At 72.2% G+C, this 26,941-nt stretch carries 25 protein-coding genes; 13 read left to right on the plus strand and 12 right to left on the minus strand.

All coding sequences use genetic code 11. The annotated features are described in order from the left end of the window. Positions 1-89: 89 nt before the first annotated feature. On the minus strand, positions 90-1,052 hold the full coding sequence (locus ACFYZQ_RS07100) for a helix-turn-helix transcriptional regulator (RefSeq protein ID WP_389142511.1): 963 nt from the start codon (positions 1,050-1,052) through the stop codon (positions 90-92). 151 nt (positions 1,053-1,203) lie between these two features. On the opposite strand from ACFYZQ_RS07100, the gene ACFYZQ_RS07105 reads away from it, so the two are divergent. Beyond that, on the plus strand, positions 1,204-1,566 hold the full coding sequence (locus tag ACFYZQ_RS07105; RefSeq protein WP_389142513.1) for an ANTAR domain-containing protein: 363 nt from the start codon (positions 1,204-1,206) through the stop codon (positions 1,564-1,566). A 196-nt stretch (positions 1,567-1,762) separates the two neighbouring features. Here the strand turns inward: ACFYZQ_RS07105 and ACFYZQ_RS07110 are convergent, their stop codons facing one another. The 4 genes from ACFYZQ_RS07110 to ACFYZQ_RS07125 are packed head-to-tail and all read right to left on the minus strand — an operon-like array spanning position 1,763 to position 5,049. Continuing rightward, positions 1,763-2,185, minus strand: a complete 423-nt coding sequence (locus ACFYZQ_RS07110) for a DUF6003 family protein (protein ID WP_389142515.1) — start codon at positions 2,183-2,185, stop codon at positions 1,763-1,765. Positions 2,186-2,218: 33 nt separating this feature from the next. Further along, entirely contained in the window at positions 2,219-3,469 is a 1,251-nt protein-coding gene (locus tag ACFYZQ_RS07115) for a glycosyltransferase (protein ID WP_389142517.1), read from the minus strand. 11 nt (positions 3,470-3,480) lie between these two features. Then, a complete protein-coding gene (locus ACFYZQ_RS07120; protein WP_389142519.1) occupies positions 3,481-4,266 on the minus strand; it encodes a MerR family transcriptional regulator in 786 nt (261 codons plus the stop codon). 60 nt (positions 4,267-4,326) lie between these two features. Further along, positions 4,327-5,049 carry an FAD binding domain-containing protein gene (locus tag ACFYZQ_RS07125; RefSeq protein WP_389142521.1) on the minus strand — a complete coding sequence of 241 codons (723 nt, stop codon included), beginning with the start codon at positions 5,047-5,049 and terminating at the stop codon, positions 4,327-4,329. A gap of 199 nt (positions 5,050-5,248) precedes the next feature. Between ACFYZQ_RS07125 and ACFYZQ_RS07130 the strand changes: the two genes are divergently transcribed. The 4 genes from ACFYZQ_RS07130 (at position 5,249) to ACFYZQ_RS07145 (ending at position 8,905) form a co-directional block, all read left to right on the plus strand. Then, positions 5,249-5,689 (plus strand): GntR family transcriptional regulator, encoded by a 441-nt coding sequence (locus ACFYZQ_RS07130; RefSeq protein ID WP_389142523.1) that lies wholly within the window; start codon positions 5,249-5,251, stop codon positions 5,687-5,689. Next, positions 5,686-6,786, plus strand: coding sequence for a DUF1648 domain-containing protein (locus ACFYZQ_RS07135; protein WP_389142525.1), 1,101 nt, complete (start codon positions 5,686-5,688; stop codon positions 6,784-6,786). Before ACFYZQ_RS07130 ends, ACFYZQ_RS07135 begins: the two co-directional genes overlap by 4 nt. A 126-nt stretch (positions 6,787-6,912) precedes the next feature. After that, positions 6,913-8,010, plus strand: coding sequence for a serine aminopeptidase domain-containing protein (locus ACFYZQ_RS07140; protein WP_389142527.1), 1,098 nt, complete (start codon positions 6,913-6,915; stop codon positions 8,008-8,010). A 37-nt stretch (positions 8,011-8,047) separates the two neighbouring features. Further along, entirely contained in the window at positions 8,048-8,905 is an 858-nt protein-coding gene (locus ACFYZQ_RS07145) for a DMT family transporter (protein WP_389142529.1), read from the plus strand. Positions 8,906-8,978: 73 nt separating this feature from the next. Here the strand turns inward: ACFYZQ_RS07145 and katG are convergent, their stop codons facing one another. From katG to ACFYZQ_RS07165, 4 genes are all read right to left on the minus strand, one after another. Next, positions 8,979-11,198, minus strand: a complete 2,220-nt coding sequence (gene katG / locus ACFYZQ_RS07150; protein ID WP_389142531.1) for a catalase/peroxidase HPI — start codon at positions 11,196-11,198, stop codon at positions 8,979-8,981. 54 nt (positions 11,199-11,252) lie between these two features. Next, positions 11,253-11,690, minus strand: a complete 438-nt coding sequence (locus ACFYZQ_RS07155; RefSeq protein WP_389142533.1) for a Fur family transcriptional regulator — start codon at positions 11,688-11,690, stop codon at positions 11,253-11,255. A gap of 115 nt (positions 11,691-11,805) precedes the next feature. Next, entirely contained in the window at positions 11,806-13,359 is a 1,554-nt protein-coding gene (locus tag ACFYZQ_RS07160) for a N,N-dimethylformamidase beta subunit family domain-containing protein (RefSeq protein WP_389142535.1), read from the minus strand. Positions 13,360-13,427: 68 nt separating this feature from the next. Continuing rightward, positions 13,428-13,781, minus strand: coding sequence for a DUF1330 domain-containing protein (locus ACFYZQ_RS07165; protein ID WP_389142537.1), 354 nt, complete (start codon positions 13,779-13,781; stop codon positions 13,428-13,430). A gap of 209 nt (positions 13,782-13,990) precedes the next feature. Here ACFYZQ_RS07165 and ACFYZQ_RS07170 point away from each other — a divergent pair, with 209 nt between their 5' ends. From ACFYZQ_RS07170 to ACFYZQ_RS07190, 5 genes are all read left to right on the plus strand, one after another. Further along, the gene (locus tag ACFYZQ_RS07170; protein WP_389142539.1) at positions 13,991-14,497 is read left to right on the plus strand and encodes a SigE family RNA polymerase sigma factor; all 507 of its coding nucleotides are present in this window, start codon (positions 13,991-13,993) and stop codon (positions 14,495-14,497) included. Positions 14,498-14,507: 10 nt separating this feature from the next. After that, on the plus strand, positions 14,508-15,050 hold the full coding sequence (locus ACFYZQ_RS07175) for a hypothetical protein (RefSeq protein ID WP_389142541.1): 543 nt from the start codon (positions 14,508-14,510) through the stop codon (positions 15,048-15,050). A 99-nt stretch (positions 15,051-15,149) separates the two neighbouring features. Continuing rightward, positions 15,150-16,418 carry a glycosyltransferase gene (locus ACFYZQ_RS07180; protein WP_389142543.1) on the plus strand — a complete coding sequence of 423 codons (1,269 nt, stop codon included), beginning with the start codon at positions 15,150-15,152 and terminating at the stop codon, positions 16,416-16,418. Then, positions 16,415-17,689, plus strand: coding sequence for a hypothetical protein (locus ACFYZQ_RS07185; protein WP_389142545.1), 1,275 nt, complete (start codon positions 16,415-16,417; stop codon positions 17,687-17,689). Before ACFYZQ_RS07180 ends, ACFYZQ_RS07185 begins: the two co-directional genes overlap by 4 nt. 81 nt (positions 17,690-17,770) lie before the next feature. Next, the gene (locus ACFYZQ_RS07190) at positions 17,771-18,742 is read left to right on the plus strand and encodes a helix-turn-helix domain-containing protein (RefSeq protein ID WP_389142547.1); all 972 of its coding nucleotides are present in this window, start codon (positions 17,771-17,773) and stop codon (positions 18,740-18,742) included. On the opposite strand, the gene ACFYZQ_RS07195 is transcribed toward ACFYZQ_RS07190, so the two are convergent. Next, complete coding sequence (locus ACFYZQ_RS07195) at positions 18,657-21,050, minus strand: helix-turn-helix domain-containing protein (protein ID WP_389142549.1); 2,394 nt, start codon at positions 21,048-21,050, stop codon at positions 18,657-18,659. The two genes, ACFYZQ_RS07190 and ACFYZQ_RS07195, sit on opposite strands and share 86 nt — an antisense overlap. Positions 21,051-21,174: 124 nt before the next feature. On the opposite strand from ACFYZQ_RS07195, the gene ACFYZQ_RS07200 reads away from it, so the two are divergent. Then, positions 21,175-22,209, plus strand: coding sequence for a permease (locus tag ACFYZQ_RS07200; protein WP_389142551.1), 1,035 nt, complete (start codon positions 21,175-21,177; stop codon positions 22,207-22,209). Beyond that, positions 22,206-22,916: a TIGR03943 family putative permease subunit gene (locus ACFYZQ_RS07205; RefSeq protein ID WP_389142553.1), complete on the plus strand. Its 711-nt coding sequence runs from the start codon at positions 22,206-22,208 to the stop codon at positions 22,914-22,916. The genes ACFYZQ_RS07200 and ACFYZQ_RS07205 overlap by 4 nt, the downstream gene beginning before the upstream one ends. On the opposite strand, the gene grpE is transcribed toward ACFYZQ_RS07205, so the two are convergent. Further along, a complete protein-coding gene (gene grpE / locus ACFYZQ_RS07210; protein WP_389142555.1) occupies positions 22,903-23,436 on the minus strand; it encodes a nucleotide exchange factor GrpE in 534 nt (177 codons plus the stop codon). The genes ACFYZQ_RS07205 and grpE overlap by 14 nt on opposite strands. Before the next feature lies 1 nt (position 23,437). Further along, a complete protein-coding gene (dnaK, locus tag ACFYZQ_RS07215; protein WP_389142558.1) occupies positions 23,438-25,333 on the minus strand; it encodes a molecular chaperone DnaK in 1,896 nt (631 codons plus the stop codon). Positions 25,334-25,512: 179 nt separating this feature from the next. Here dnaK and ACFYZQ_RS07220 point away from each other — a divergent pair, with 179 nt between their 5' ends. Beyond that, positions 25,513-26,931: an FG-GAP-like repeat-containing protein gene (locus tag ACFYZQ_RS07220; protein ID WP_389142561.1), complete on the plus strand. Its 1,419-nt coding sequence runs from the start codon at positions 25,513-25,515 to the stop codon at positions 26,929-26,931. The last annotated feature ends 10 nt before the right edge of the window (positions 26,932-26,941 follow it).

Raw genomic sequence — 26,941 nt, forward strand, 5'->3', positions numbered from 1 at the left:
CCCCTGGTGCTCGCGCGTGGTGGTCGTCGGGCAGGATTTCCGAGTTCCCCCGCAGCACAGATGTAACAGCGGCGCCGAACGGCGACCGGTCAGCAACCGAACAGGGTCTGCTGTGGTGAGCTGCCGTAGACGTCACGGTGGAGCGCGGCGAAGCGGCCGGGATGGAAGAAACCCCAGCGGGCCGCGATCTCCGTGACCGTGGCGCCCCCCTGGGGGTCGGCGGCCACCAGCTCGTCATGGGCGTGGGAGAGGCGTACGCGGCGCAGGTGCGCGAGGGGCGTGGTGTCCAGATGGCGGCGGAAGGCGTACTGCAGCGCACGCACGGTGACATGTGCCGCGGCCGCGATGTCGGCGACCGTGAGGGGCTGGTCTGCGTGGTCGTCGATATGGGACAGAGCGCGGCGCAGCACCGCCGGGTGGGCGGCGTCCTTGCGGTCCGCACCGGTCGGCTCGGTGAGCGCGGTGCTGGGAAAGGCGGCGAGAACGCTCGCGGCCAGGTGCTGGGTGGCGGTCGAGACGACGAGAGGCTGGGTAGCGAGGGAGGAGTCGGCCAGGACGTGATCGCGCACGTAGCCGATGGTGTTCCGCAGCCGCCGCGCCGCGGCTTCGGAGTGCGGCCGGTGCCCGGTCAGGCCGACCGGCTGCGAGCCGCGTCCCTCCGCCGGCCCGGCGACCTGGGTGAGCAGCCCCGGATCCAGCATGGTGATGTTGTAGCGGGCGGAACAGATCCGCCCGGCGTAGGACAGGTCCGGCGGGGCGAAGGACACCACGTCGCCGGGGCCGAAGGAGTCCTCGACACCCTGGTACACATGGTCCTGGATCGTGCCCTCGTGGACCACGCACAGGCAGATCCGGCCCAGCGGTGTCACCGCGTAGCTCATGTCGAAGTCCAGGTCGAGCTCGTCGATGCTGAGGGAGTCCGCCGCGCTCCGGGTGATCCGTGCCCTGCCGGCGCCCGGGGTGCTGCTGCCGATGCGCATCCTGGCGTAGGCCCGGCTGAGGAACTCCTCGGTCCGTTCCAGGTCCTCACTGTCGAATGTGAGCGTCCGCACGACGACTGCGCCTCCTTGCTGTGACGGGGATCGTTTCGTTCTCCGGCCTGGCACCCCTGATCTCTTTCGTTCCGTGGATGGCGGGGACGGCCGGCGGCACCGAGGGTGGAAACGGAACAGCCCTGCGCCGAGGGGAGGAAGACGGCCGGAGATGAGTGATCAGCACGACGAGCTGGCCGAGAAGGTTGCCGCCCTCCGGGAGGAGGTCGAGCAGCTCCGCCAGGCAGTGGTCTCGCACGCGGTCGTCGACCAGGCGATCGGTGTCGTCGTGGCCATGAGCCGCCTCGGTCCCGAGCAGGGCTGGGAGGTCCTGCGGAACGTCTCCCAGCACACCAACACCAAGCTGCGGGAGGTCGCGCGGCACGTGTTGCGGTCGGCCCACGAGGGCGGGCTGCCACAGGACATCGACCGCGCGCTGCGGGCCGTGCTGATCGACGCGCGCCGCGCCCAGGACGGCCGCCCGCCCCTGCGGCGGGACGGCACGAACGCGGAGTGCTGCGGCAGTACGGGGTGACCAGGCGCGGACCGGTCCGCGGCGGAGTACGACGAGCGGGGCCGTGTCCCGCACGGCCCCGCTCAGTACCGGAACACCTCTCGCGGTGCCGGCCGTCGCTCTCAGAGCACTCGCCCCACCACACCCACCTCCTGCCGCAGGCGGGTCCCCTCGCTCCGCCGGGACAAACCCCCGGGCGGGATGCCGAGGGCGGCTCTCATCTCCCGGCGGCTGCCACGGCGGCGGGGTCCTCGCCCGTCAGCTCCACGATGCGGTTCAGCGGGACACCGGCCGCCAGGGCCCGCCCGAGCAGGGCGTCCCGGCCGTCGGTGCAGTCCCGGTAGGCCAGGAGCTCCTGCTCGACCCGGGCGATGCTCTCCGGTGCGCTGTGCTGCCGCAACCGGCTCAACTCCTCGTCCCCGAGCGGGACCGGCAGCCGCTCGGCATCCTCGGGAACGGCCGCCGTGTCCTCGGGCGGCACCAGCCGCAGCCTCGGGGTCGTCGCCGTCACTCCGTGCGCGTCGAGCCACGCGCGCACGGCGGGAGTCTCCATGCAGGCGAGCTCACCGACGGCGGCCGGCGGGACACCGAGCGGCGCGGCCGCGTCGTCGAGCAGGAACAGATAGGCGTCGTCGGTCATCTCAAGGCTCTCCGAGGGCGGTTGACTGCGTGATCAATGCTTCCGGTACCCCGTCCCGGCCGGATCATCGTCGGGACGTACCAGCCGCTGGACCGCCGCGACGACCCGGCCCGGACCGTCCTCGGCCGCCATGCGCCGCGCTGCCGCCGCGGCGGCCTCCGCATGGGCCCGCTGTCCCACGACACGGCCGAGCGCGTCGGCGAGCCGTTCGGCCGTGAGGGAGCGGAAGGGTACGGGGCCGGGGGCGGCGCCGATCGCGGCGAGCCGGCCGGCCCAGAACGGCTGGTCCGCGGTCACCGGCACCGCGACGCCCGGTACCCCGGCCCGCAGCACGGCCGCGGAGGTTCCCGCCCCGGCGTGGTGGACCACCGCGGCCACCCGCGGGAAGAGCAGGGCGTGCGGCACCTCCCCCACGGTCAGGACATCGTCCGTGTCGGCCGCGAGCCCGGCGCCGCCCGACTGGAGGATGCCCCGCAGCCCGGCACGCCGCAGGACCCGTACACAGATCTCGCTCAGCCGCTCACCCTCTCCCGCCGCCATGCTCCCGAACCCGATCAGCACCGGCCGGGGCCCGGACCGGAGGAAGTCCTCCAGCCGGGCGGGCAGCCGTCCGGCGGTGTCGTGGTGGGGCCACCAGTTGCCCACGACCTCCAGGCGGGCCCGCCAGTCGGCGGGACGTGGCACGAGTACCGTGCTGAAGCCGTGCAGAACGGGCCAGTCCGCCCGCTCCTGCCGTCGGCGCATCGCGGCCGCGGACAGCGGGGGCAGCTCCAGACGGCGGCGCAGGTCCACGACCGCCCGCTCGAAGATCCGGTCGGCCATGCGGAGCGCGAAACGCCCGGCCAGCCGGTTGCCCGTCCGGCCCAGCGAACGGGAGCCGGTGACCACGGGCGGGAAGTCACCGGTCGGTGCGGTGGGCTGCAGGTAGACACCAAGGCTCGGAACGCCCGTGGCCTCCGTGACGTGCCAGCCGAGCGGAGCCGTGGTGGCCGACAGCAGCAGCAGATCCGTACCCCCGGCCACCGCTTCGGCGAACCCCTGGCCCAGTTCGGCGACGAACGCGCTCGCACTGCGCACCAGTTCGCGACCGTTGGTGACCGTCCCACGGGTACGCGGGTCGGCGGGCAGGGCCCGGGAGTCGAGCCCGGCGTCGCGTACCAGCGGTGCGAAGGCGTCCGAGGCGGCCACGGTCACGTCGTGTCCGGCACGGCGCAGTGCGGCGCCCAGGCCCGTGTACGGCGCGACATCACCGCGCGAGCCGGCTGTGGGGATCAGGATTCTCAACTGTCTGCTCCTCAGTGAGCGCGGGTCCGCTCGCGGCGGGACGCGTTGGCGTGGACCGCCGCGCGCAGATAGGCGGCGAGCCCGGGCCGCTGCTCGGACGGCGGTACGACGAGGGCGAAGGCACGCGGGTCGGCCACGAAGTCGTCCGCGATGCGCCGGTGCGTCTCGGGCGGGCACGGGGTGAACCAGCGCGTCAGGTGCAGGCGGTGCTCCTCGGCGAGGTCCATCGCCCGCTCCCCGTCATCGGGCTCCCCGTCGTCGAAGGCGGCGAGCAACCGCGTACGCCAGCCGCCGGCCTCGGCCATGAGCCGTCGCCAGTCCTCCTTGCTGTGGGCGCCGGCCCGCGCCATCGCCTCCCGGTGCGTCCGCGACTCCCGCCACTTGAGCTGGGCCTCGGTGGCGTAGCTGAGGTCGAAGGTGATCTCACCGAAGACGTCGGAGCGTTCCTGCGGGGTCAGCGCCACGCCGGTCTGCTGCACCTCGATGGCTCGCTCCGTCACCTCGGCCAGCCGCTGCAGCCTGGCGATCTCCTCGCGCAGCCGCCGCTGCCGGGCCCGCAACTGCTCCAGGGCGCTCGTCTGCGGATCCTCGAGGATCGCGGCGATCTCGTCGAGCGGGAAGCCCAGTTCGCGGTAGAAGAGGATCTGCCGAAGCCGGGCCAGGTCCGCGTCGCTGTAGCGGCGGTAGCCGGCGTGGCTGCGCTCGCTGGGGGACAGCAACCCCGCCCTGTCGTAGTGATGCAGCGTACGCACGGTCACCCCGGCGAAGGACGAGACCTGGCCGACGGAATACCCCATGCACCTCCCCTTTCGTCGGGTGTCAGCCTGCAGCCTGACGTAAGGGGAGGGTCAACTCGCTCAGCGGCCGGCCAGGCGGGCCAGGAGACCGGTGACCTCTTCGCGGACGACGTCCCGGGCGGCGGCGCCAAGCGCTCCGACGTCCGTGCGCCACAGCTCGCCGAGGACGTCCTCGGTGCCGTCGACGCACTCGGTGCCCCCGCTCAGCACCTCGTCGCCGTCACGAGCGGCGACCCGGAGGCGGTGCTGCCCGCCGTCCTCGGCGTGCACGGCGGCGGCGACCACCAGGGGCGGCGCCCCGCCCGCGTCGCCGGACAGCTTGCGGTATCCGCTGACCAGCGGTTCACGCCAGCGCAGGCCCAGCAGCAGCGGACGTTTGGCCGGGACCTCGGAGAGGTCCGTCTCGTAGCGACCGTGCGGTCCGAGCACGGTGCACCTGGCGTCCAGCACCAGTGCCGGAGGCAGCAGGCAGCGCAACGTGCTGCCGACGAGATTGCCGCCGACCGTCGCCGCGCGGCGCACGGCTCCCGTCCCCACCGAGGCGGCCGCGCGACGCAGCACCTCCGGCGCGGGGTCACCCACCTGGTGCAGGACCACGGCCGCGCCCAGCTCCTCGCGCCCGACCACGTTGGCCTCCGGGAGGTCATGCAGTGACAGGGCCTGCTCCGGGAAGCCGTCCCGCAGCCAGGTGGCCCACACGAGCGTCGCGCCGCCGACGGGCACCGCTCCCTCGACCAGGCACTCCTGCGCTTCGGACACGGACCTGGGCAGACGCAACAGCACCGGGCCGACCTGCCTTCCTGCCCCAGTGGGCCGCGGAGTAGGACGCCCCGGCCGTCCGGCCGCCGTCCTCGCGCATTCTCCCCAGGTGCCCGGGGGCGCATGCAGGGCTCACCTTGTCACGTTCTTGACACTCTCCCCGTTGCCCTTGCACGACGTTGTGTTCTATAAACGCTATAACAGATGACACAGGGAGCGGGACGTGATCCTCAGCCTCGACATGGACAGCGAGGTGCCGATCTACCAGCAGATCCGGGACCGCATCGTCGAGGCCATCGCCTCGGGGCAGCTCGCCGAGGGCAGCTCGCTGCCCTCCACACGGCAGCTCGCGGTGGATCTGGGCATCAACTTCCACACCGTGAACAAGGCGTACGACCTGCTGCGACGCGAAGGACTGCTGCGGATCAACCGCAAGAGCGGCGCCCTGGTGCAGCGCGACGCCCGCAGCGGTCCGCCCGAACCGGGCTTCACCTCCGAGTGGGAGACCCGGCTACGGACCCTGCTGGCCGAAGCGGTGGTCCATGGGGCCGGTGACCCGGCGGTACTGGACAGCTGCCGCTCCGTCCTCGACTCGTTCACAGCATCCGCATCCGCTTCACGGCACGCGACCCCCGGTACAGGACAAGGAGATTCAGCGTCATGAACAGTGCGGACGTGTCGGTCAACGTGCTCATGCCTGCCGTGCTCGCGGCACTGGCGTGGTGGCTGCCGTCGCTGACCGGTCCGACCCTGCCCTTCGGGGTACGAAGTCCTGACGCACGGTCGGACGCCCCGGAGATCGTCGAGCAACGGAGACGGTACCGATGGCGGATCGCCGTGTCCGGTTCGGTGCTCATCGCAGTCGGAGTCCTGGTGAGCTCCGTCTTCCGCTTCGACATACCCGGAGCCATCCCGCTGCTGACCATTGCCGCCTGTCAGGCGGCCTACAGCCGGGCCCGGGTGGCGGTCATGGCGGTCAAGCGGCGTGAGGACTGGTACGGCGGGCTGCGGCAGGGCGTGGTGGCGGACACGGCCCTGCGCAGCGATCCGGAGCGTTTTCCCTGGATGTGGGCCGTTCCCGCGTTGCTCATCTGCACCGGTACCGCGGTGCTGGGCGTGCTGCGTTACCCGTCGCTGCCGGACCGCGTTCCTGTGCACTTCACCGGCTCCGGCGGCGCTGACCGCTTCGCCGCCAGGTCGATCAGCACCGCGTTCTTCCCGGTGTTCGCCCAAGCCGCGCTCACCGTGCTGCTCCTGGCGCTGACCTGGCTGTCCTTCCGGGCGCGTGCCGATCTCGACCCGGCACGGCCGGCGGAGTCCGCCCGCAGACACCGCCGCTTCTCGGTCCGTACCGCCATCTCCCTGCTGCTGCTGGCGGCGTTCACCGACCTCTCGCTGCTCGCTGGAGCCTGGGGGACCTGGCACCCGGACCAGCGGGTGTCCCCGGCCCTGGTCCTGCTGCCCGTCCTGGCCGGACTCGTCGTGGTGATCGGCATCGCCGTCCGCACCGGGCAGGGCGGCAGCCGGCTGCCCGAGCAGGACGGCGCGGTGGCGGAGGAGAACACCGGCATGGTGCGGCGCGACGACGACCAGTACTGGCGTGTGCTCGGCTCGGTGTACGTCAACCGGGCCGATCCCGCGTTGCTCGTTCCCAAGCGGTTCGGCATCGGCTGGACCGTCAACCTCGGCAACCCACGAGGTGTCGCACTGCTGCTCGGGCTCACTCTGGTCCCCGCGCTGCTGCCGCTCCTCCTCCACTGAGCGCGTCCGCCGACGGGCGCTGGCTCGTCCGGCCAGGGCCTGTCCACTCTGTCCACTCCTCACCCGGCAGACCAGCCACCCCCACCTCCCAGCCTCTCTCACCACTTCGGTCCATCAGGAGAACACATGCGCTTACCCACCCCCTGGCGCCGCAAGGTGATCGCCGCGGTCGCGGTGGCGGTCGTCCTCGTCACGGCCGGGCCGGTGTCAGGCACCCCCCGGGCATCCGCGGCACCCAGGGTCACCCTTGTACCCGCGGTGGACCGGGAGGTTCACTTCACCGCCGACGGCACCACCGCGTACGGCACGCTGCACATACCCGCCCACCGCGCGGACCACAGACTCGCCGCGGCGCTGCTGCTTCCCGGCAGCGGCCCGACCGACCGCGACGGCGACGAGCCGCCCGGCTTCACCCCCCACACCCTGGCCCTCATGGCCGGCGTTCTCAGCGGTGACGGCGTGATGAGCCTGAGGTTCGACAAATACGGCACCGGGCGGACGGGACTGGGCGGCCGCGACAGCGCTCCTGACATGGGCGCCTACACCCGACAGGCCGTGGCCGCGTACGACACCCTGCGGGCCCAGCCCGAAGCGGACCCGCACGCGCTGCTCGTGGTCGGGCACAGTGAGGGCGGCCTGCAGGCACTGCTCGTCGGCCACGCCGCAGAGCCGAAGCCCGCCGGGCTCGCGCTCATCGCCCCGCAGGACATGAGGCTGCTGGACCTGATCCGCCTCCAACTGGCGGCCCAATTGAACCGGGCTGTCGCCGCGGGGCAACTCACCGCACCGCAGGCCCGGTCGAACAACCGGGGTGTGGCAAGGGCCATCGCGGACTTCCGTGCCCGGCGCCGGATCGACACCTCGGGGTTGCTGCCGTCCCTCTCCTCCTTCCTCGACGGCCTGTTCGGGCCGGTCAACGCGGATTTCGTCCGCAGTGACGACGCCCTCCACCCACCGTCCGTCGCCCGAGGCATCGCGCACGGCACGCGTACGCTCGTCACCTGCGGCACCGAGGACGCCAATGTGCCCTGCCGGACGACGCCGTCTTTGCTGTCGGCCCTCGCCGCCGCCCACACCACCGGCCCGGGACTGCGGGTCCTCACCGGCCTCGACCATCTGCTCCACCTCGCCGGCACCCCGGCCGACGATCCGGTGATCGCCCCGGCCGCACAGCAGGCCCTGCATGACTTCGTCCGTCCCTGGCGGCACGCCACGCGGCGCTGAGAAGGCCGGACCGCCTGGGGCGGGGCATGGTGGAGAGGTGATCGTGCTCGCCGTGCTCTTCGCCGTCATGGGAGCCGCCAGCAACGCCGTGGGCACCGCGTTCCAGCGCAAGGCCGCCGCCACGGTGTCCCGGGGCGGCGGCCTGCGGCTGCTGCTCTCCCTCGTGCGCCGCCCCGCCTGGGCGATCGGCATCGCCGGCGTCGCCGGCGCCGCGCTGTTCCAGGCCGTGGCCCTGATCAACGGGCCGATGGCCCTGGTCCAGCCACTGTTCATCCTGGAACTGCCGTTCGCCCTGCTGATCGCCGCCCCGCTGCTGCACCGCCGGCTGCCCGGCACCGGCTGGCGGGCGGTCGGGTCGGTGGTCGCCGGACTGGCGCTGGTGCTGTTCTCGGCGGATCCCTCCGGCACCCGGAACCAGGCGGCCATGGAGCGGTGGGTACCGGTGCTCGCGCTGTGTCTGGGGGCGATGGCCGCGGCCGTCGCCCTGGCCCTCCCGGCGCGCTCAGCCCTGCTCCGGGCGGCCGCACTGGCCTCCGGCGCCGCGATCGGCAACGCGCTGACCGCCGCCCTGATGAAGTCGGCCACGGACCGGCTCGCCGACGACGGGCTGCCCGCCTTTCTGACCACCTGGCAGACCTACGGGTTCGCGCTCGTCGGCATCGGCGCGGTCCTGCTGCTGGAGAACGCCCTGCAGGCCGGTCCGCTGGTCGCCTCGCAGCCCGCGCTGACCATCGGCGACGCGACGGTGAGCCTCTGCCTGGGGGTGGCGCTGTACGACGAGGAGATCCGCACGGGCTGGTGGCTGCTGCCCGAGCTGGTCGGTGCCCTGCTCATCCTGTGGGGCGTCCTCCGGCTGACGCGCGTGGTGCCCAGGCTCGCCGATCTCGTCCGGTAGCGCGGGTACGTGCGCGAAAGGCGTCCAGGCCGGACGGGCCGGCCTGGACGCCTTTCGCGGTACTACGCCCTGATCAGACGAGGTCGAACCGGTCGAGGTTCATGACCTTGGTCCATGCCGCGACGAAGTCGCGCACGAACTTCTCCTTCGCGTCGTCGCTCGCGTAGACCTCCGCGAGCGCGCGCAGCTCGGAGTTGGAGCCGAAGACGAGGTCGGCGCGGGTGCCGGTCCACTTGACCTGGCCCGAGGCGTCGCGGCCCTCGAAGGTGGTCTGGTCCTCCGAGGTGGACTTCCACGTCGTGCCCATGTCGAGCAGGTTGACGAAGAAGTCGTTGGTCAGCCTGCCCGGAGTGTCGGTGAACACGCCGTGCGACGAGCCGCCCTGGTTGGCGCCGAGGACGCGCAGGCCACCGACGAGAACAGCCAGCTCGGGGGCGCTCAGGGTGAGCAGGTTGGCGCGGTCGAGCAGCAGGTACTCGGCCGGCAGACGGTTGCCCTTGCCGAGGTAGTTGCGGAAGCCGTCCGAGGTCGGCTCCAGCGCGGCGAAGGACTCCACGTCGGTGTGCTCCTCGGTCGCGTCCACACGGCCCGGCGTGAAGGGGACCTCCACGTCGAAGCCGGCGTCCTTGGCGGCCTTCTCGACCGCGGCGGCACCACCGAGGACGATCAGGTCGGCTAGGGAGACCTTCTTGGCGGCACCGGCGTTGAAGTCGGCCTGGACGCCCTCGAGGACGCGCAGGACCTGGGCGAGCTCGTCCGGGTCGTTGACCTCCCAGCCGCGCTGCGGCTCCAGGCGGATGCGGGCGCCGTTGGCACCGCCGCGCTTGTCGCTGCCGCGGAACGTCGAGGCCGACGCCCACGCGGTGGACACGAGCTGCGAGACCGTCAGGCCCGACTCGAGGAGCTTGGCCTTGAGGGCCGCGATGTCACCGGCACCGATGACCTCGCCCGTGGCCTCAGGCAGCGGGTCCTGCCACAGCAGGGTCTCCTCGGGGACCTCCGGGCCGAGGTACAGGGACTTCGGGCCCAGGTCACGGTGGGTCAGCTTGTACCAGGCACGGGCGAAGGCGTCCGCGAACTGGTCCGGGTTCTCGTGGAAGCGCTTCGAGATCTCACCGTAGATCGGGTCGAAGCGCAGCGAGAGGTCGGTGGTGAGCATCGTGGGCCGACGCTTCTTCGAGGAGTCGTGCGCGTCCGGGATGATCTCCTCGGAGTCCTTGGCCACCCACTGGTTGGCACCCGCGGGGCTCTGGGTGAGCTCCCACTCGTAGCCGAAGAGGATGTCGAAGAAGTCGTTGCTCCACTGGGTCGGCTTGGTGGTCCAGGTCACCTCGAGACCGGACGTGATGGCGTCGCCGCCCTTGCCGGTGCCGTAGGTGGACTTCCAGCCCAGGCCCTGCTCCTCCATGGAGGCGGCCTCGGGGTCGTCGCCGACCGCGTCGGCCGGCCCGGCGCCGTGGGTCTTGCCGAAGGTGTGACCACCGGCGATCAGGGCGACGGTCTCCTCGTCGTTCATCGCCATGCGGCGGAACGTCTCGCGGATGTCGCGGGCCGCGGCCAGCGGGTCCGGGTTGCCGTTGGGGCCCTCCGGGTTGACGTAGATGAGGCCCATCTGGACGGCGCCGAGCGGGTTCTCCAGCTCACGGTCACCGGTGTAGCGCTGGTCGTCGAGCCAGGTGGTCTCGGGACCCCAGTACACGTCCTCGTCGGCCTCCCAGACGTCGGCGCGGCCGCCGCCGAAGCCGAAGGTCGTGAAGCCCATCGTCTCCAGGGCCACGTTGCCCGTGAGGATCATGAGGTCGGCCCAGGAGATGGACTGGCCGTACTTCTTCTTGACGGGCCACAGCAGACGGCGGGCCTTGTCCAGGTTGCCGTTGTCCGGCCAGCTGTTCAGCGGCGCGAAGCGCTGCTGCCCGCGGCCGCCACCGCCGCGGCCGTCGCTGATGCGGTAGGTGCCGGCGCTGTGCCAGGCCATACGGACCATCAGCGGGCCGTAGTTGCCGAAGTCGGCGGGCCACCAGTCCTGCGAGGTGGTCAGTACCTCGGCGATGTCCCGTTTCACGGCCGCCAGGTCGAGGGCCTGGAACGCCTCGGCGTAGTCGAACTCCTCGCCGAGCGGATTAGCGACGACAGGGTCCTTGGCGAGGATCTTCAGGTTCAGCCGCTCCGGCCACCACTGACGGTTGCCGCCGCCCTGAGTCGGGTGCGGGGCGCGCCCGTGCGCGACCGGGCAGCCGCCGCTCGTCTCCTCCGGCTTCGAGTCGGTGACGATCGCGTCGTGGTTCTCAGTCATGGAAGTCCTTCCGAACTGGGTGGATCGCGGTGCTCACTGGATGGATCACGGTGCTCAGCTACTGCGGGCGGTGGAACAGGCGGGGCACAGGCCCCAGTAGGTGACCTCGGCCTCGTCGATCGAGAAGCCGTGGTCGTCGGAAGCGGTCAGACAGGGGGCGTCGCCGACGGCGCAGTCGACGTCGGCGACGGCGCCGCACGACCTGCATACGACGTGGTGGTGGTTGTCCCCGACGCGTCCCTCGAACCGGGCGGGGCTGCCCGCCGGTTCGATACGGCGTATGAGTCCTGCCGCGGTGAGGGCGTGGAGAGCCTCGTAGACGGCTTGAAGGGAAATGTGCCCCACGCGGTCACGGACCCCGGAGGCGATCGCCTCGACGCCGAGGTGGTCACCGTGCCGGACGGTCTCCAACAGCGCGACGCGGGCGGCCGTTACCCGTAGGCCGACACCGCGCAGCTCCTCGGCAGGGGTCGGAGTCTGGGATGCGGTCATGGCGGCCAACCTATCCCGTGAAACACGAGCTGTACAGTAAGACGAACGATTCAAGTTTGTGGACCTTGATCGTCGCGGCCCCCTCCGGGATGCTCCGGACTCACCGGGCTGCCGGTCAAGTGGCATACAGGTCATGTGCGTTGGGGTGCGGCGCCGGGCGGCGCCGGGCGGCCGGACCCTCGGCGAAGGCGCGCAGCAGGTTCTCTGTGGTACGCGTCACAAAAGCCCGGGTGCGGGCGTCCATGCCGTGGTCGCGGCCCAGTTCGCCGGTGCCGGCCACAAGGGCCTCCACCCAGCGCATGGTTCCGGAGGCGAACACGCCCGCGCCGCCGGGGACGGTGTAGTACGCGGAGTCGCTGTGGCTGGGCCGGCCCGCGCAGACCAGCGGTGAGTGGGCGGTGACCTCCAGCGTGCGCGGGGTGGGGGAGGAGGGCGTGACACGGTCGTACTCGACGCCCACCAGATGCGGGAAGGCGTCGCCGGGGCGTACCCCGGTGCCCTCGTACAGCCAGTGGCCGGCCGAGTGGACGACGTGGGGGGCGTCCACCGGGTAGCCCTCGTAGAGCACACCGGTCAGGGACGATTCGGGGTCCGGTGCGGGCCCGGCGCGGAAGTCGGTGGTCACCAGGTCCGGCCGGGAGGCGTAGCAGGGGTCCGCGCGGTAGGCGGACTTGTAGCACACCACGGTGCGCCCTGCCGGGGTCGGGCCCGGCTCCAGGCGGATCCGCCGGAAGCAGGTGTTCGCGCCGAGGAACGCGATGTTCGAACCGGCGTCACGGGCCCGTGTGACGTGCGCGCGCTGCTCGGGCGTCCAGTACTCGTCGTGCCCCAGGCAGACGACGGCGGCGGCGCCGTCCAGCACCGCCGGGTCGTCATGGACGTCCACGCCGGTGCTGTAGGCGAGCGGTATCCGCAGCCGTTCCGCGAGCACCACCGCCGGCCACTCGTACACCCGGAACTTCTCGGCGCCGTCGGCGTCGTAGGGCCGGTCGAAGCCCACCGCGAGGGACCGCGTGGCGTACGCCCCCGACGCACCGGCGTAGAGGCTTGCGCCGCCCCACCGGTTGTACGCCTGCCAGGTGGCCGGGGCGTGCAGCAGCACCGTGCGTCCCGCTCCCCGGACCGAGCGCACGATCAGGGGCACGTAGCGCTGATGGCCGGTGTCCGCGTCCAGCCGGAGCAGATAGGCGCCCTCCGGCCAGCCCGCGGTGTCCAGGGTGAGGGTGCGACGCCAGCCCGCGCGGACGGTCCGGGTCCCGGGTTCGAGGCGCGGGGCCTGCTGAACGCGGCCGGGCACCCGGGGAGAGGTCCACACCCGCCGGGCCAGGGCACCGTCGTACCAGCCCGTCCGGAACGCCGACACCCGGAACGAGGCGGCCGTCGTCGACACGAAGAGCCCCAGTTCCTCGCCGGGCGTCACGCTCACCCGGTCGGCGTAGCCGGTGATCGCCTCCGGCGGGCCCTGCGAAGTGATACGCCAGTCGGGTGATCCCGGGGCGTCACGCTCGGCTTCCGGCCGGTGGCCACCGTCGCGGGCGCGGGCCGGGTGGCCGGTGCCCGTGTGGTCGCAGGCCGCCACGCCGAGGCCCGCGCCCGCGCACAGGCACAGGAACCGGCGCCGCGACACCGCGGAACCGCCGTGGTGCGCGGGGTGCTGTGGTGGGGCCACACTGCCTCCTCACCCCCCTCCGGGTCCGGTCCCAGCGTCCGGGCACGCCCGCGGCCCCGCAACCCGCGTCACCCCTGACCGGTCTCCATGGCCTCCCGCATGGCTTTCGCGGTCGTGGCCGCGTCGTAGCCCTCGGGCACGCCCTCGACCAGGATGATGTCGCCCTCGATGTGCCGCGAGCGCAACGGAGCGATCTCCTGGTAGGCGGGTGAGTCCCACCAGGCCCGGGCCTCGGCGATGCCGGGGAAGCCGATCACCACGACGAACCCGGGCCAGCTGCCCTCCTTCACCTCGTGCTGGGAGGCGTGCACGAGGAAGCGGCCGCCGTACGGCTCGAAGGTCGCGCTGATGCGCTCGATGTACTCGGGGATCTCCGGGTGCGGGACGGCGTCGCGGAGATGGGCGATGGCGTAGGCGGGCATGGCGTCCTTCCGTTGGGTCCGGGCTCCGTACGCCGGTGATCGTGGCACGCGGACACGACGGGGGTCGATGACCTGACAGGTAAGCGGCGGCACCCGCCCGCCCCTCGACCGCGGTGTGACCCGGATCACGGCCATGAGGTGCATCGGGAAGCGGCGGCCAGCGTCTTTCTTGAAATGCAGGGGGACGAGCGAAGCGGGGGAAAGTGCGGATGGAGCAGGGTCGGGCCGATGGGTTCGACGGATTCGTGGCGGCCCGTTGGTCGGCGTTGTTCCACCTCGCGCGGTTGCTCGTGGGAGGAGACCGCCACCGGGCCGAGGACCTGCTCCAGGAGGCGCTGGTCAAGCTCTGGTTCGTCTGGCCCAGGATCGCGGACGAGGCTCCGGAGGCGTACGTACGCAGGATCCTCGCGCGGGCGGCGGCCCGCTCGGCCCGGCGGCGCTGGTGGGGGGAACGTCCGGTCGAACAGCTGCCGGACCGGGCGGAGACGGGCGACGTGTCCGCCGCGGTGGCGGAGCGCTCACGACTGGAGGCGGCGCTGGCGCAGTTGCCGCCCAAGCAGCGGGCCGCGGTGGTGCTGCGCTACTACCAGGACCTGTCGGAGAAGCAGGTCGCCCAGGTGCTGGGGTGCCCGGTGGGCACCGCCCGCTCCCACGCGTCGCGCGGCGTGGCACGGCTGCGCCGGATCCTGGCCGATGTCACCGAGCCGGTGGGGTGAAGGGGAGTTCATGGATCAGTTCGAGCGGGAGCTCGCGCGCATGATGCGCGACGCCCAGGAACACACTCCCTTCGACGGCGAACACCGGGTCCGGCTCCGCTCCGGGGTCCGCGCCCGCCGCCGCGCCCGCCTGGCGCAGCGGGCCTTCGGCTGCGTGCTGGCCGTCGCCGGACTCGGCGTCGGCCTCTTTCTGCTGCCGCACGATCGCGTCGAGAACAGGCCGCAGGCCCCCCTGCCACGGCCCGCGGTCAGCCCCGCCTCCCCGAGCCCGGCGCCGTCACCGACGTCGGAGCCCTCCCCGAGCGGGACCACCGCCCCACCCCCACCCCCGACCGGGACCGCCACCGCGACCCCGGCCGGGACCGCGCCGGACGACTCCGGGCCCGCCACGGTGCCGCCCACCACCACCACCACGACGCCGGGTACGCCGTCCGCGCCGCCGCCCCCGCCCACCACTCCCGCGCCGTCCGACTCGGGGACGCCCAGCCCGCCGGCCGCACCGTCCGGCACGCCGGTGACCGCCCGGTCGTCCGCTTCGGCGGACTCCGGATAGGAGAGACCCAAGGCTCCGCTACCGCCCATCCGTAACCCCGACCGCAGCACCGCCGCGGCACCCAGCGTGCCCGGCGGCCGGCCCGAACATGGACACGTCTTGACAAACACAGGCCCGATAGCCGTGACGGAACCCCTCGCCCCGGACCGACTGCCGCTGCGCACGCCGCTGCCGGCCCATCAGCGGGAACCCGTCCTCGACGTGGTGGTCCCCGTGTTCAACGAGGAGCGGGACCTGGAGCCGAGCGTACGGCGACTGCACGCGCACCTGCGCGAGACCTTCCCGTACCCGTTCCGGATCACCGTCGCGGACAACGCCAGCACCGACGAGACCCCGCGGATCGCGGCCCGGCTGGCCGCGGAGCTGCCCGAGGTCCAGGGGCTGCGGCTGGCCGAGAAGGGCCGGGGCCGGGCGCTGCACACCGCTTGGTCGAGCTCCCGGGCACCGGTGCTGGCGTACCTGGACGTGGACCTGTCGACCGACCTCAAGGCGCTGCTGCCCCTGGTCGCCCCGCTGATCTCCGGACACTCCGACATCGCCATCGGCACGCGCCTGGCACGCGGCTCCCGGGTGGTGCGCGGCGCCAGGCGAGAGGTCGTCTCCCGCTGCTACAACGCCCTGTTGCGCTCCACGCTCGCCGTCGGGTTCTCCGACGCGCAGTGCGGATTCAAGGCGGTGCGGCGCGATGTCGCCGAACGGCTGCTGCCTCTGGTGCAGGACTCGGGATGGTTCTTCGACACCGAGCTGCTGGTGATCGCCGAGCGGGCCGGGCTGCGGATACACGAGGTGCCGGTCGACTGGGTCGACGACCCCGACAGCCGGGTCGACATCCTGTCCACGGCGCTGGCCGACCTGCGCGGCATCCTCAGGATCGGCCGGGCGCTCGCCCGCGGCACGCTTCCGATGGCGGGGCTGCGCCGCAGCGCCGACGACGACCCGCCGGGCGGCCCGGGCCTGGCCGGGCAGCTGCTGCGCTTCGCCGCGGTGGGAACCGTGAGCACCGTCGCGTACGTGATGCTGTACGCCCTGTTGCGCCCGCCGACGGGTCCACAGGCCGCCAACGCGCTGGCACTGCTGATCTGCGCGGTCGCCAACACGGCCGCCAACCGCCGGCTCACCTTCGGGCTGCGCGGCCCAGGCGGCGCGATGCGTCACCAGGCCAAGGGGCTCCTGGTCTTCGGGATCGGCCTCGCCCTCACCAGCGGGGCGCTCGCCACGCTGCACCAAGTGGCCCCCGGGGCCGAACGCGGAACGGAGGTGGGGGTGCTCGTCACCGCCAACCTGGCGGCGACACTGCTGCGTTTCCTGCTCTTCAGGGCCTGGGTGTTCCCCGCCCGCCGCCGCGGCGCGGGAGGCCGGACCGCGTGAACCACACGATGACGCCGGCGACCGGCTCCGGGGCCGACTCGCCCGAGCCCCCCGCCCGCGCCGCCGAGCCCGGAGACGGCCGTGGCTCGCCGGTCCTCCGTACCATCCGGCACTACGGTCCCGTGCTCGCCTTCTACGGCGTACTCAAGCTCATCGGCTTCCTGGTCTTCATGTACCTGCTGGACTCGTCCGGCGACTTCCGGCAGAAGGACCCGCGCTTCGGCGGGGGCGCCCACGCCTGGGACGTCCTGGCCAGCTGGGACGGGTGGTGGTACCAGCAGATCGCAGCGTACGGCTACCACCCCGCCCTCGTCCCGGTCCAGGGAGCGCACGGGCTGCTCACCCTCCAGGGCAACTCGGCGGCGTTCTTCCCGCTCTACCCCGCCGCGATGCGACTGGTCGCCGACTGCACGGGGCTCGGTCTGTACGCCGCCGGCATGCTGGTCTCGGTCGTCGCCTCCTTCGTCGCCGCGCTCGGCGTCTACGCCGTCGCCGCCCGGCTTCGGGGCAGGAGGGCCGGGCTGGCCGCGGCCGGGCTGTGGGCCGTGTGGCCCGGCTCCGGCCTGGAGTGGGCGGGCTACTCCGAATCCCTGTACGTGGCGCTCGCCGTCTGGGCCTGCTACGCCGTCATGACCCGCCGATGGCTCACCGCCGGGATCCTCACCTTCCTGGCCGGCCTCAACCGCCCCACGGCGGCCGCGCTCATCGCCGGCCTCGGCGTGGCCGTACTGCTCTCCCTCCGGCGGCGGGAGGACGGCGTCGTACGCCCGCTGGCCGCGATGCTGATCTCCCCGCTCGGGCTCGCCTGGTACCTGCTCTGGGTCGGCCACCGGATGGGCGACTACGGCGGCTACTTCGCGCTCCAGAAGGGAGCATGGGCCCACACCTTCGACTACGGGGCACAGACCCTGGACGTCTTCACCTCCGTCGCGGTGGGCCACTTCGACTACCTCTTCGCGTTCCCCGTCACGGACATCATCGGCGTGGGCGTCGTCCTGCTGGGCCTGATCCTGATCCCCCTGCTCATCCATCTGCGCCCCCCGGCCGTCCTGACCGTCTACACACTCCTGACCTTCGCCCTGGTCCTGGGCAGCCAGCAGATCTTCGGCAACGTCTCCCGGTACCTGCTCCCCGCCTTCCCGCTGTTCCTCCCGCTCGCGACGGCACTGCGCCGGCTGCGGCTGCGCCTGCTGTGCGCGGTGCTCGGCATCGCCGCGGTGGCCTCGGGCTCGTACGCGGGGTACCTGCTCTTCGAAGCGGGGGTGCCCTAACAGCCGCCCGGCGCCCGGAAGTTGCGATTCTTCCTCCGATTCTTCCTGGACCGCCGGGCACCCGGCTGATGACATGAGCCCGTGACCAAGACGCTCTCCACGGCGCCGCTGGCCGCCTCCGAGCGGGAGGAGTGCTGGCACGACGCCGTGTCCCGCACCTTCATACCGCTCGACGTCGCCCTCCTCGAGAAGGAGCCGTCGCCCGGCACGATCGTCACCGAGCGGGTCGGCCCCCTGCGGATCGCGCATGTGCAGGCGGGCCCGCAGGCGGTGACGCGGAGCAGACGCCTCATCGCCCGGGACGGCCGCGAATACCTCACCCTCAGCATCCAGCGGAGGGGCACCGCGACGAAGGAGCAGGACGGCCGGGAATCCCTGCTGAAGCCGGGCGACTTCTCCCTTTCCGATTCGTCCCGCCCGTTCCGGAAGAAACTCGAGGGCGGGTTCTCCTTCGTCTCGTTCCACTTCCCCCGCCAGGAACTCCCGGTCCGTGACGCAGACCTGCGCGAGTTCACGGCGACCGCCTTCGGCGGTGGCTCGGGAACCGCCGCACTGGTGTCGTCCTATTTCATGTCCATGGCGCGTGAAGCGGCGGGCTTCGACGACGCCGTCGGCCGCCGTGTCGCCGCCACCGCGCTGGACCTGCTGACCCTGCTGGTCGACGAGCACCGCGGCCGAGCCGCTTCCCCGGCGCCGGAATCCCCGGCGGCCGCACTGGTGCGGGTGAAGGACCACATCATGCGCAATCTGGCCGACCCCGACCTGTCACCCGCAACCATCGCCGCGGCGCAGTTCATGTCGGTCCGCCTGCTGCACAAGTTGTTCGAGCAGGACGGGGCCACGGTGGCCGGCTGGATCCGGACCCAGCGGCTGGAACGCTGCCGCCGCGATCTGCTGAGACCCACGGCCCTCGAGATCGGGGTGGCGGGCATCGCCCGGCGCTGGGGTTTCGTCAGCGCCAGCCATTTCAGCCGGGCCTTCCGCGCGGCGTACGGGATGAGCCCCCGGGAGTGGCGCTCGGCTGAGACGGCTGGTCCTCGGCAAGGCTCTTGAGGCCCCCGCGGGCCTCCTCCAGCAGGGCTTCGGGAACGCGGTCCTCCATCGTGAGCACGGCGCGGTACTCGGCGGCGGCCTCGGCACCTTCACCGAGGTGGTCGAGCGCGCGGGCCAGGAGCAGGTGGACCCTGCCCGCCTGCTGGTGATAGCCGAGGGTGTCGAGCTGCCCGCGGGCGGGACGCAGCACCTCGACCACCTCGCGCCAGTGCTCTTGGTCGAGGTGGACGTCCGACACGTGGTACCGGGCGATCAGTTCGGTGATGTGCCGTATGTTGGGCGGAACGCGGTCGCGGTTGCGGGGATCCGCCAGAGCGTCCATGACCTCCCGGTACTTGGCGATGGCCTCCTGCGCGCGCCCGGTCTTCTGCAGCAGCGCGATGCTCAGATTGCAGGCCTGGAGGTACCCGTTGACGTTGTCGGCCCGGACGAACAGTTCCCGGGCGCGGTGATTGTTGTCGACGGCGGACGCCAGGTCACCGACCGCGTTCTGCAGCCAGGCGAGGTAGGCGTGCGCCTCCGCCTGCTGGCCGACGTTCGAGCAGGACCTGGCGAGGCCGAGCGCGCGGGTGGCCTCCGCGACCGCTTCCGGATGCCGACGGGCATGGGCGAAGTAGGCCCACGCGAGGTAGTTGCGGTGGGTGGCCTCCAGCGCCGCGTCACCCAGGGCCGCTCCGGCCTCGGCGGCGCGTCTGTAGATCTCCGTCCACTGGTCCCAGGACACCCAGTGCTCCGACAGCCAGTGCATGGCCTCGGCGACCTCGGTGACCCTGGCGTGCTCGCCCGCGTCGGCGGCATCCCGGAACGCCGCCAGCCAGTTGTCGCTCTCCGCCTTGATCCAGCGCAGCGCGGCTTCACGGTCGTCGAGGGCGACCAGGCGGCCGGGGTCCGGCGGTGGAGCGCCGTAGCCGGGCTCGTACCAGCGGCCGGCCAGAACGGCGGTGTCCAGCAGCCAGGAACGCAGGCGGGAACGTGCCGCCGCGGCCTCCTCCGGGCCGTCCTCGGCGCGGTGGCGGGCCACGGCGTACAGCCGCAGCAGATCGTGGAAGCGGTAGCGGTCGCCGCGGGAGGTCATCAGCAGCCCCGCCTCGAGCAGTTCCTCCAGGAGGTCCTCGGCGGCGGGCGGCGGCGCGGCCGCGAGCGCGGCCGCCGACGGCATGCCGAAATCCCCTCCCGGCACCAGCGACAGCAGCCGGAACATCCGTGCGGCTCCGGGCGCGAGGCGGGAGTAGGAGAGTGCGAACGCGGAGTTGACCCGCAGGTCACCGGCGCTGAGCGCGTCCAGCCGGCGATCCTCGTCGGCCAGTCGGTCGGCGAGCCGCCGCAGGTTCCAGTTGGTGCGGGTGGCCGCCCAGTTGGCGGCGACCCGCAGGGCCAGCGGGAGATGCCCGCACAACTCGGTGACGGAGTGCGCGGCGGCCGGCTCGGCGTCCACACGGTCCGCACCCACGACCGCACGCAGCAGGGCGGCGGACTCCTCGGGGCTCAGCGCCCCCAGCTCCAGGCGCTGCACCCCCTCCAGGCCGGCGAGCGTGCGGCGACTGGTCACCACGACGAGCAGACGTCCCTCGCGCGGCAGCAGGGGCCTGATCTGAGCCTCGTGGCCGGCGTTGTCCAGGACGAGTACGGCGCGCAGGCCGGCGCTGATCGCGTAGTAACGCGCCAGCCTCTCCTCGGCGTCGAGCTGCGCCAGCTCGCCGTCGCCCACACCCCATGCGCCCAGGAGACGCAGCACGGCCTGTTCCGCCGGGAGCGGCTGGGCGTCGAGGCCCCGCATGTCCAGCAGGAACGTTCCGTCCGGGAAGGACGGCGCCGACTCCTTGGCCAGCCGCACCGCCAGCGTGGTCTTGCCGCTGCCCGGCGGGCCGAACACCACCGCCACCGGCATCGCCGCCGGGTCCGCTCCCCGCGGCGCCGGATCGGCGTCACCGGCGGCCCGCTGCGCGAGGGCGCGCAGGACGGACAGTTCCGTGTGCCTGCCGACGAAGTCCGGGACACCTCTCGGCAGCGTGTACGGCGACGCCTTGACGGTGGCGGCGGCCGACGGGGCGGGACGGGCGGCGCGGACGGCGCTCAGCAGCTCGGCGCGGGCCGCCTCGTCCAGCCGTAGTCCCTGAGCGAGCGCGGTGACGGTGCCGGGGTGCGGCCTCAGGCTCCGGCCCCGCTCCATGTCCCCGATGGCCCGCCCGGAGATGCCCGACGCCTCGGCCAGCTCCTCGATCGTCAGACGGCGGCTGTGCCGAAGCTCCCGCAACAACCGGCCGAACGGCGTCCCTGTGCCGGCCCGCCCCCCTTGCTCCCCACTCACGGCTGCTCCCCACTCACGGCGCTCAGTGTATTCGTGCGGCCATTCGTGAGCGGCGGCGTGTGCGGTCGGCGCGGGCCGTGACGCGGGCTTATGTTCACCAGAACATCCGACATCCGGAGTAAAAATGGCAGAAACGGATGAACTGGTTGATCTGAGGAGTGGGCTGCCGTCCGCGCCCACCACCCCCGCCGCTCGCCGTGCCATCGCACCATGGCCGTACGCCGTCGGCCTCGTGACCGCCGTCGGTCTCGGCTCGGTCCTGGCGCTGACGGTCACCCACTGGGCGAACCACCCGGCCGTGGCGGCCTGGCGCACGGTCTGCCTGGCCATCACCGTCCAGGCGTTGCCCTTCCTCCTGCTGGGCACGGCTCTGTCCGGCGCCATCAACGCCTTCGTGCCGGCCGATCTGTTCACCAGGGTGCTGCCCCGGCGCCCCGCGCTCGCCGTCCCGGTGGCCTCGGTCGCCGGGGCCGTCCTGCCGGGCTGCGAGTGCGCCTCCGTCCCGGTCGCGGGCAGCCTGATCCGACGTGGCGTCACCCCGGCCGCCGCCTTCGCCTTCCTCCTCTCGGCGCCCGCGATCAACCCGATCGTGCTGACGGCCACCGCGGTCGCCTTCCCCGGCAACCCGGCCATGGTCCTGGCCCGGCTGCTCGCCTCGCTGACGACCGCCGCCGTGATGGGCTGGCTGTGGCTCTGGCTGGGGCGGGAGGACTGGCTGCGACCCGCTGTCCGGCACACCGGCCACCACCCCGGTCACAGCCGGTGGCGGGAGTTCCGCCTCGGCTTCCAGCACGACTTCCTGCACGCGGGCGGCTATCTGGTGCTCGGGGCCATGGCCGCGGCCACGTTCAACGTCGCGGTGCCGCGCTCCGTCCTCGACGCCTTCACCGGCTCGCCGTGGCTCTCGGTGCCGTTCCTCACCCTGCTCGCCGTGCTGCTCGCCGTCTGCTCGGAGGCCGACGCCTTCGTCGCGGCGTCGCTCACCGGCTTCTCGCCCGTCGCCCGGCTCGCCTTCCTGGTGGTCGGCCCGATGGTCGACCTGAAACTGATCGCCCTTCAGACCGGCACCTTCGGCCGGGCCTTCGCGCTGCGCTTCTGCACGGCGACGACCCTGGTGGCCGTGGCGGCGAGCGTCCTGATCGGGGGAGCGCTGCTGTGAAGCGCGTCCTCCAGGCACTCCTGCTGGCCCTGACCGGCCTCGGCCTGCTGCACACCGCCCTCTTCACCGACCTGTGCCTGCGCTACGTCAAGGAGGGCCTGCGGCCTGTGCTGATCGCGTCGGGCGTCCTGCTCCTGGTGCTGGGCCTGGCGGCCGCGGCAGCCCGCGAGAAGGCCGGAGGCCAGGGGCACGACCACGACCACGACCACTCCACCGCTCCCCGGATCGCCTGGCTGCTGTTCCTGCCCGCCCTGAGCCTCCTGTTCTTCCCCCCTCCCGCCCTGGGCGCGTACACGGCGTCGCGGGCGAACGACCGGCCGCCGCAGCAGGGGAGGCGGTTCGACCCGCTGCCGGACACGTCGTCCCCCGTGCCGATGACCCTCACGGACTTCACCGCCCGGGTGCGGCAGGACCGCCGGCAGGACATGCGGGGCCGCAGCGTCCGCATGACCGGCTTCGTCACACCCGCCGGGCAGGACGGCGGCTGGTACCTGACCCGCATCATCTTCACCTGCTGCGCGGCCGACTCGCAGTCGGTCAAGGTACGGATGTACGGGACTCCCGCCCCGCCCGCCGACACCTGGGTGGCCGTCACCGGCACCTGGCACCCCCGGGCGGCGCTCGCGGCCCTCGACGTGCACGGCATCCGGCGCGTCCCCCAGCCGGTCAACGCCTTCACGGACGACCTCCCGCTCACGCCCTCGTGATGCGCGGACGGCGCGCGGTGAGGTCACCGCGGGACGGCAGGACGGCGGGGCCGATCATGCGGGCGGTGGCGGGTGGCGGGCCGGTCACCTCCACGTGGGCGGGGCGCAGCAGCTGGTCGCCGAGGCGGTAGCCGGGGCGGAGGATCGCCGTGCACACCAGGCGGTCGCCGTCCTCCCGGACATGGTGGGTGAGGGCCTCGTGGCGGGTCGGGTCGAACTCGTCACCCACCTCCCCGAACGCCACCAGCCCCAAGGCGCCGGCCTGGCTCTCCAGCGTGTCGGCGACCGTCCGCAGCCCCGGCGTCGCCGGCTCGTACGCACGGGCGCGGTCGACGGCGTCCAGCACCGGCAGCAGAGCGGTGAGCACGTTGGCCGCCGCGATCCGGCTCACGGCCAGACGGTCTCGCCGCACCCGCTTGCGGTAGTTGTCGTACTCGGCCTTGACCCGCTGCAGATCGGCGGTGCGCTCCTGGAGCAGGCGCTCGAGCTCCGCCGTGCTCCGCGGGCGGATCGGGGTCATCTCAGCCTGCCCTGTCGTCCTTCTCGCCCTGGTCGTCGACGATCTCGGCGTCCACCACCTCTTCGTCCGGCCCGGAACCCCCCGAGTCCCCGGAACCCTCAGAAGCCCCGGAAGCCGCCGAAGACCCGGATGCCGCCTGCTCGGCGCGCGACTGCTCGTACAGAGCCGTGCCGATCTTCTGCGCGGCCTGTGCCGCGCGGTCCAGGGACTCCCGGATCGCACGCGCGTCCTCGCCCTTCAGCTTCTCCTTCAGGTCGGCGAGGGCGCCCTCGACCTCGCCGCGCACGTCGCCCGGAACCTTGTCGGGGTTGTCCCTGAGGAGTTTCTCCGTCTGGTAGACGAGCTGCTCCGCCTGGTTGCGGGTCTCGGCCGCCTCGCGCCGCCCGCGGTCCTCCTCGGCGTGCTGCTCGGCCTCGCGGACCATGCGGTCGATGTCGTCCCTGGGGAGGGCGGAGCCGCCGGTGACCGTCATCTTCTGTTCCCGGCCGGTGCCGAGGTCCTTCGCCGAGACGTGCATGATGCCGTTCGCGTCGATGTCGAAGGCGACCTCGATCTGCGGCACGCCGCGCGGCGCCGGGGGCAGACCGGTGAGCTCGAACATGCCGAGCTTCTTGTTGTACGCGGCGATCTCCCGCTCGCCCTGGTAGACCTGCACGGTCACCGAGGGCTGGTTGTCCTCGGCGGTGGTGAAGATCTCCGAACGCCGGGTCGGAATGGTCGTGTTGCGCTCGATGAGCCTGGTCATGACGCCGCCCTTGGTCTCTATGCCCAGGGACAGCGGGGTGACGTCCAGCAACAGGACGTCCTTGACCTCGCCCTTGAGCACACCGGCCTGCAGCGACGCGCCCACGGCCACGACCTCGTCCGGGTTGACGCCCTTGTGCGGGTCCTTGCCGGTCAGCTCCTTGACCAGCTCCGTCACGGCGGGCATCCGCGTCGAACCGCCCACCATGACGACGTGGTCGATTCCCGACACCTCGATGCCGGCGTCCTTGATCGCGTTCTGGAACGGCCCCTTGCACCGTTCGAGCAGCTCACTCGTCAGCTGCTGGAACTGGGCGCGGGTGAGTTTCTCCTCCAGATGCAGCGGGCCCTCGGCGGAGGCCGTGACGTACGGCAGGTTGATGGTGGTCTCCGAGGAGCTGGACAGCTCGATCTTGGCCTTCTCTGCGGCCTCCCGCAGGCGCTGCACGGCCATCTTGTCCTTGCTCAGGTCCACGCCGTAGTTGTTCTTGAACTGCTTGACCAGGTGATCGACGATGCGCTGGTCCCAGTCGTCACCGCCCAGGTGCGTGTCGCCGTTGGTGGCCTTCACCTCGATGACGCCCTCGCCCATCTCGAGGAGGGAGACGTCGAAGGTGCCGCCGCCGAGGTCGAAGACGAGCACGGTCTGGTCGTTCTCCTTGTCCAGCCCGTACGCCAGCGCCGCCGCGGTCGGCTCGTTGATGATCCTCAGGACGTTCAGCCCGGCGATCTCACCGGCCTCCTTGGTGGCCTGCCGCTGGGCGTCGTCGAAGTACGCCGGAACGGTGATCACGGCGTCGGTGACGTCCTCGCCCAGATAGGCCTCCGCGTCCCGCTTGAGTTTCTGCAGCACGCGCGCGGAGATCTCCTGCGCGGTGTACCGCTTGCCGTCGATGCCGTCGCCGTGTTCCGGGAACCGCCAGCCGTGGTCTCCCATGTGCCGCTTCACGGAACGGGCGGTGCGCTCCACGTTGGTCACGGCCTGCCGCTTGGCGACCTCCCCGACCAGTACCTCGCCGTTCTTGGCGAAGGCCACGACCGACGGGGTGGTCCGCGCGCCTTCCGTGTTGGTGATGACGGTGGGTTCGCCTCCCTCGAGGACCGCGACCACCGAGTTCGTCGTACCGAGGTCAATGCCGACCGGACGCGCCATCTGGGTCTCCCTCCTCGTGCGCCTCCATTGTCCCGCCACCTTCCCGCCCGCCGCGAGCTGGGACTTCGGTCTGGGTGGTGTCCACCGAAGCCCGGCGAGACGGGTGAGGCGGCTGTATGCTCACGAACGCATGTGCGAGAAATGGGTCTGAGTCGGAACAACTCAACACAGGGGGGATCGTGCCTGCACGGCACCATCGGCTGACGCGCGCGGGGAGCGCCGTCGCCGTCGGGCAGACCTACCCCGCCCCGGTCGGCGACGTGCTCCTCGGCGACAACTTCTACGGCTACTACGACGCCGCCAAGGGGGCGATCCGGCTGCAGGAAGTCATCAACGACGTCAACTACCCCATGTGGGATATCACCGGCGTCGCGCCCACGACGGCCGCCGACACCCGGGGCGTCACCTGGACGATCGACCGCCGTTCCAACAAGATCGCCTACGTGGGCGTGGACGGTGCCGTCCACGTCGTCAGCGCCTACACCGGCATCGACCTGCCGTCCAGGCTCTCCGTGCCCGACTCCACCACCCCGTCCTCCTTCGCCGCGAACGGTGGCGGGGCACGCTGGGAGGGGCGGTGGTGGCTGTCCAAGCCGGCGGCCTCCTGGCAGGTCACCCTCAAGAGCGCCACCACGGGCGCGGTGCTGCGTACCTGGCAGGGCGGCGAGACCCGCAGCGCCGTGAGAGTCTCCTGGGACGGCAGAGCACAGGCGGGCGGCACGCTGGTGCCGAACGGCTCCTACACCTGGACCCTCACCGCCGTCCCGGCCGACGGCAGCCGCGCCACGCTGTCCACCTCCGGCACCGTCAAGGTGACCGGAGCCGCGGCGGTACGGCGTGACCTCGCCGGCTCCGACGGCATAGGCGACCTGCTGACCCTGGACTCCTCCGGCAGCCTGACCATCCAGAAGGGTGACGGCGCGGGCGCCTACTCGGGCAAGGTCTCCGGATCCGGATGGGCGACCTCCGTCAGGGCCGTCCCCGTAGGCGACCTGAACGGCGACCGCTGCAACGACGTGCTCGTGCGCTTCAGCAGCGGCACGCTGCGCGGGTACCGGCCCGGTTGCGGCAAGGCCGTGACGACCTCGACCCCGTACACCTCGCTGGGCACGGGATTCAACCAGTACGACGTGCTGACCTCGCCCGGAGACGTCACCGGGGACGGGCGGGCGGACCTGATCGCGCGCGACTCCTCGACGCACACGGTCTACCTGTACAAGGCGACCAGCTCCGGGAAGCTGTCGTCCCGGGTGAAGCTGTACGCCGACTGGTCCGGATACAAGAAGATCGTCGGCGCGGGTGATCTGGGCGGCGACGGCCACGGCGATCTGCTGGTCCAGGACAAGTCCAACGAACTGTGGCGCTACAACGGCACGGGATCGGGCACCTTCAAGTCCCGCGTGAAGGTCTTCGACGACTGGGGCTCGTCCTACGACGTCGTCGTCGGTGTCGGCGACATCACCGGTGACGCGAAGGCCGACCTCGTCTCCCGGGACACCGCCGGCACCCTGTGGCGCAACGCCGGCGACGGCAAGGGCTCCTTCGGCGGCCGCACGAAGGTCGCCACCGGCTGGGGCGGGTACAAGGGCGTGTTCTGACCCGGCCCGG

The organism is Streptomyces sp. NPDC001843 (assembly GCF_042891955.1).
GTDB lineage: Bacteria > Actinomycetota > Actinomycetes > Streptomycetales > Streptomycetaceae > Streptomyces.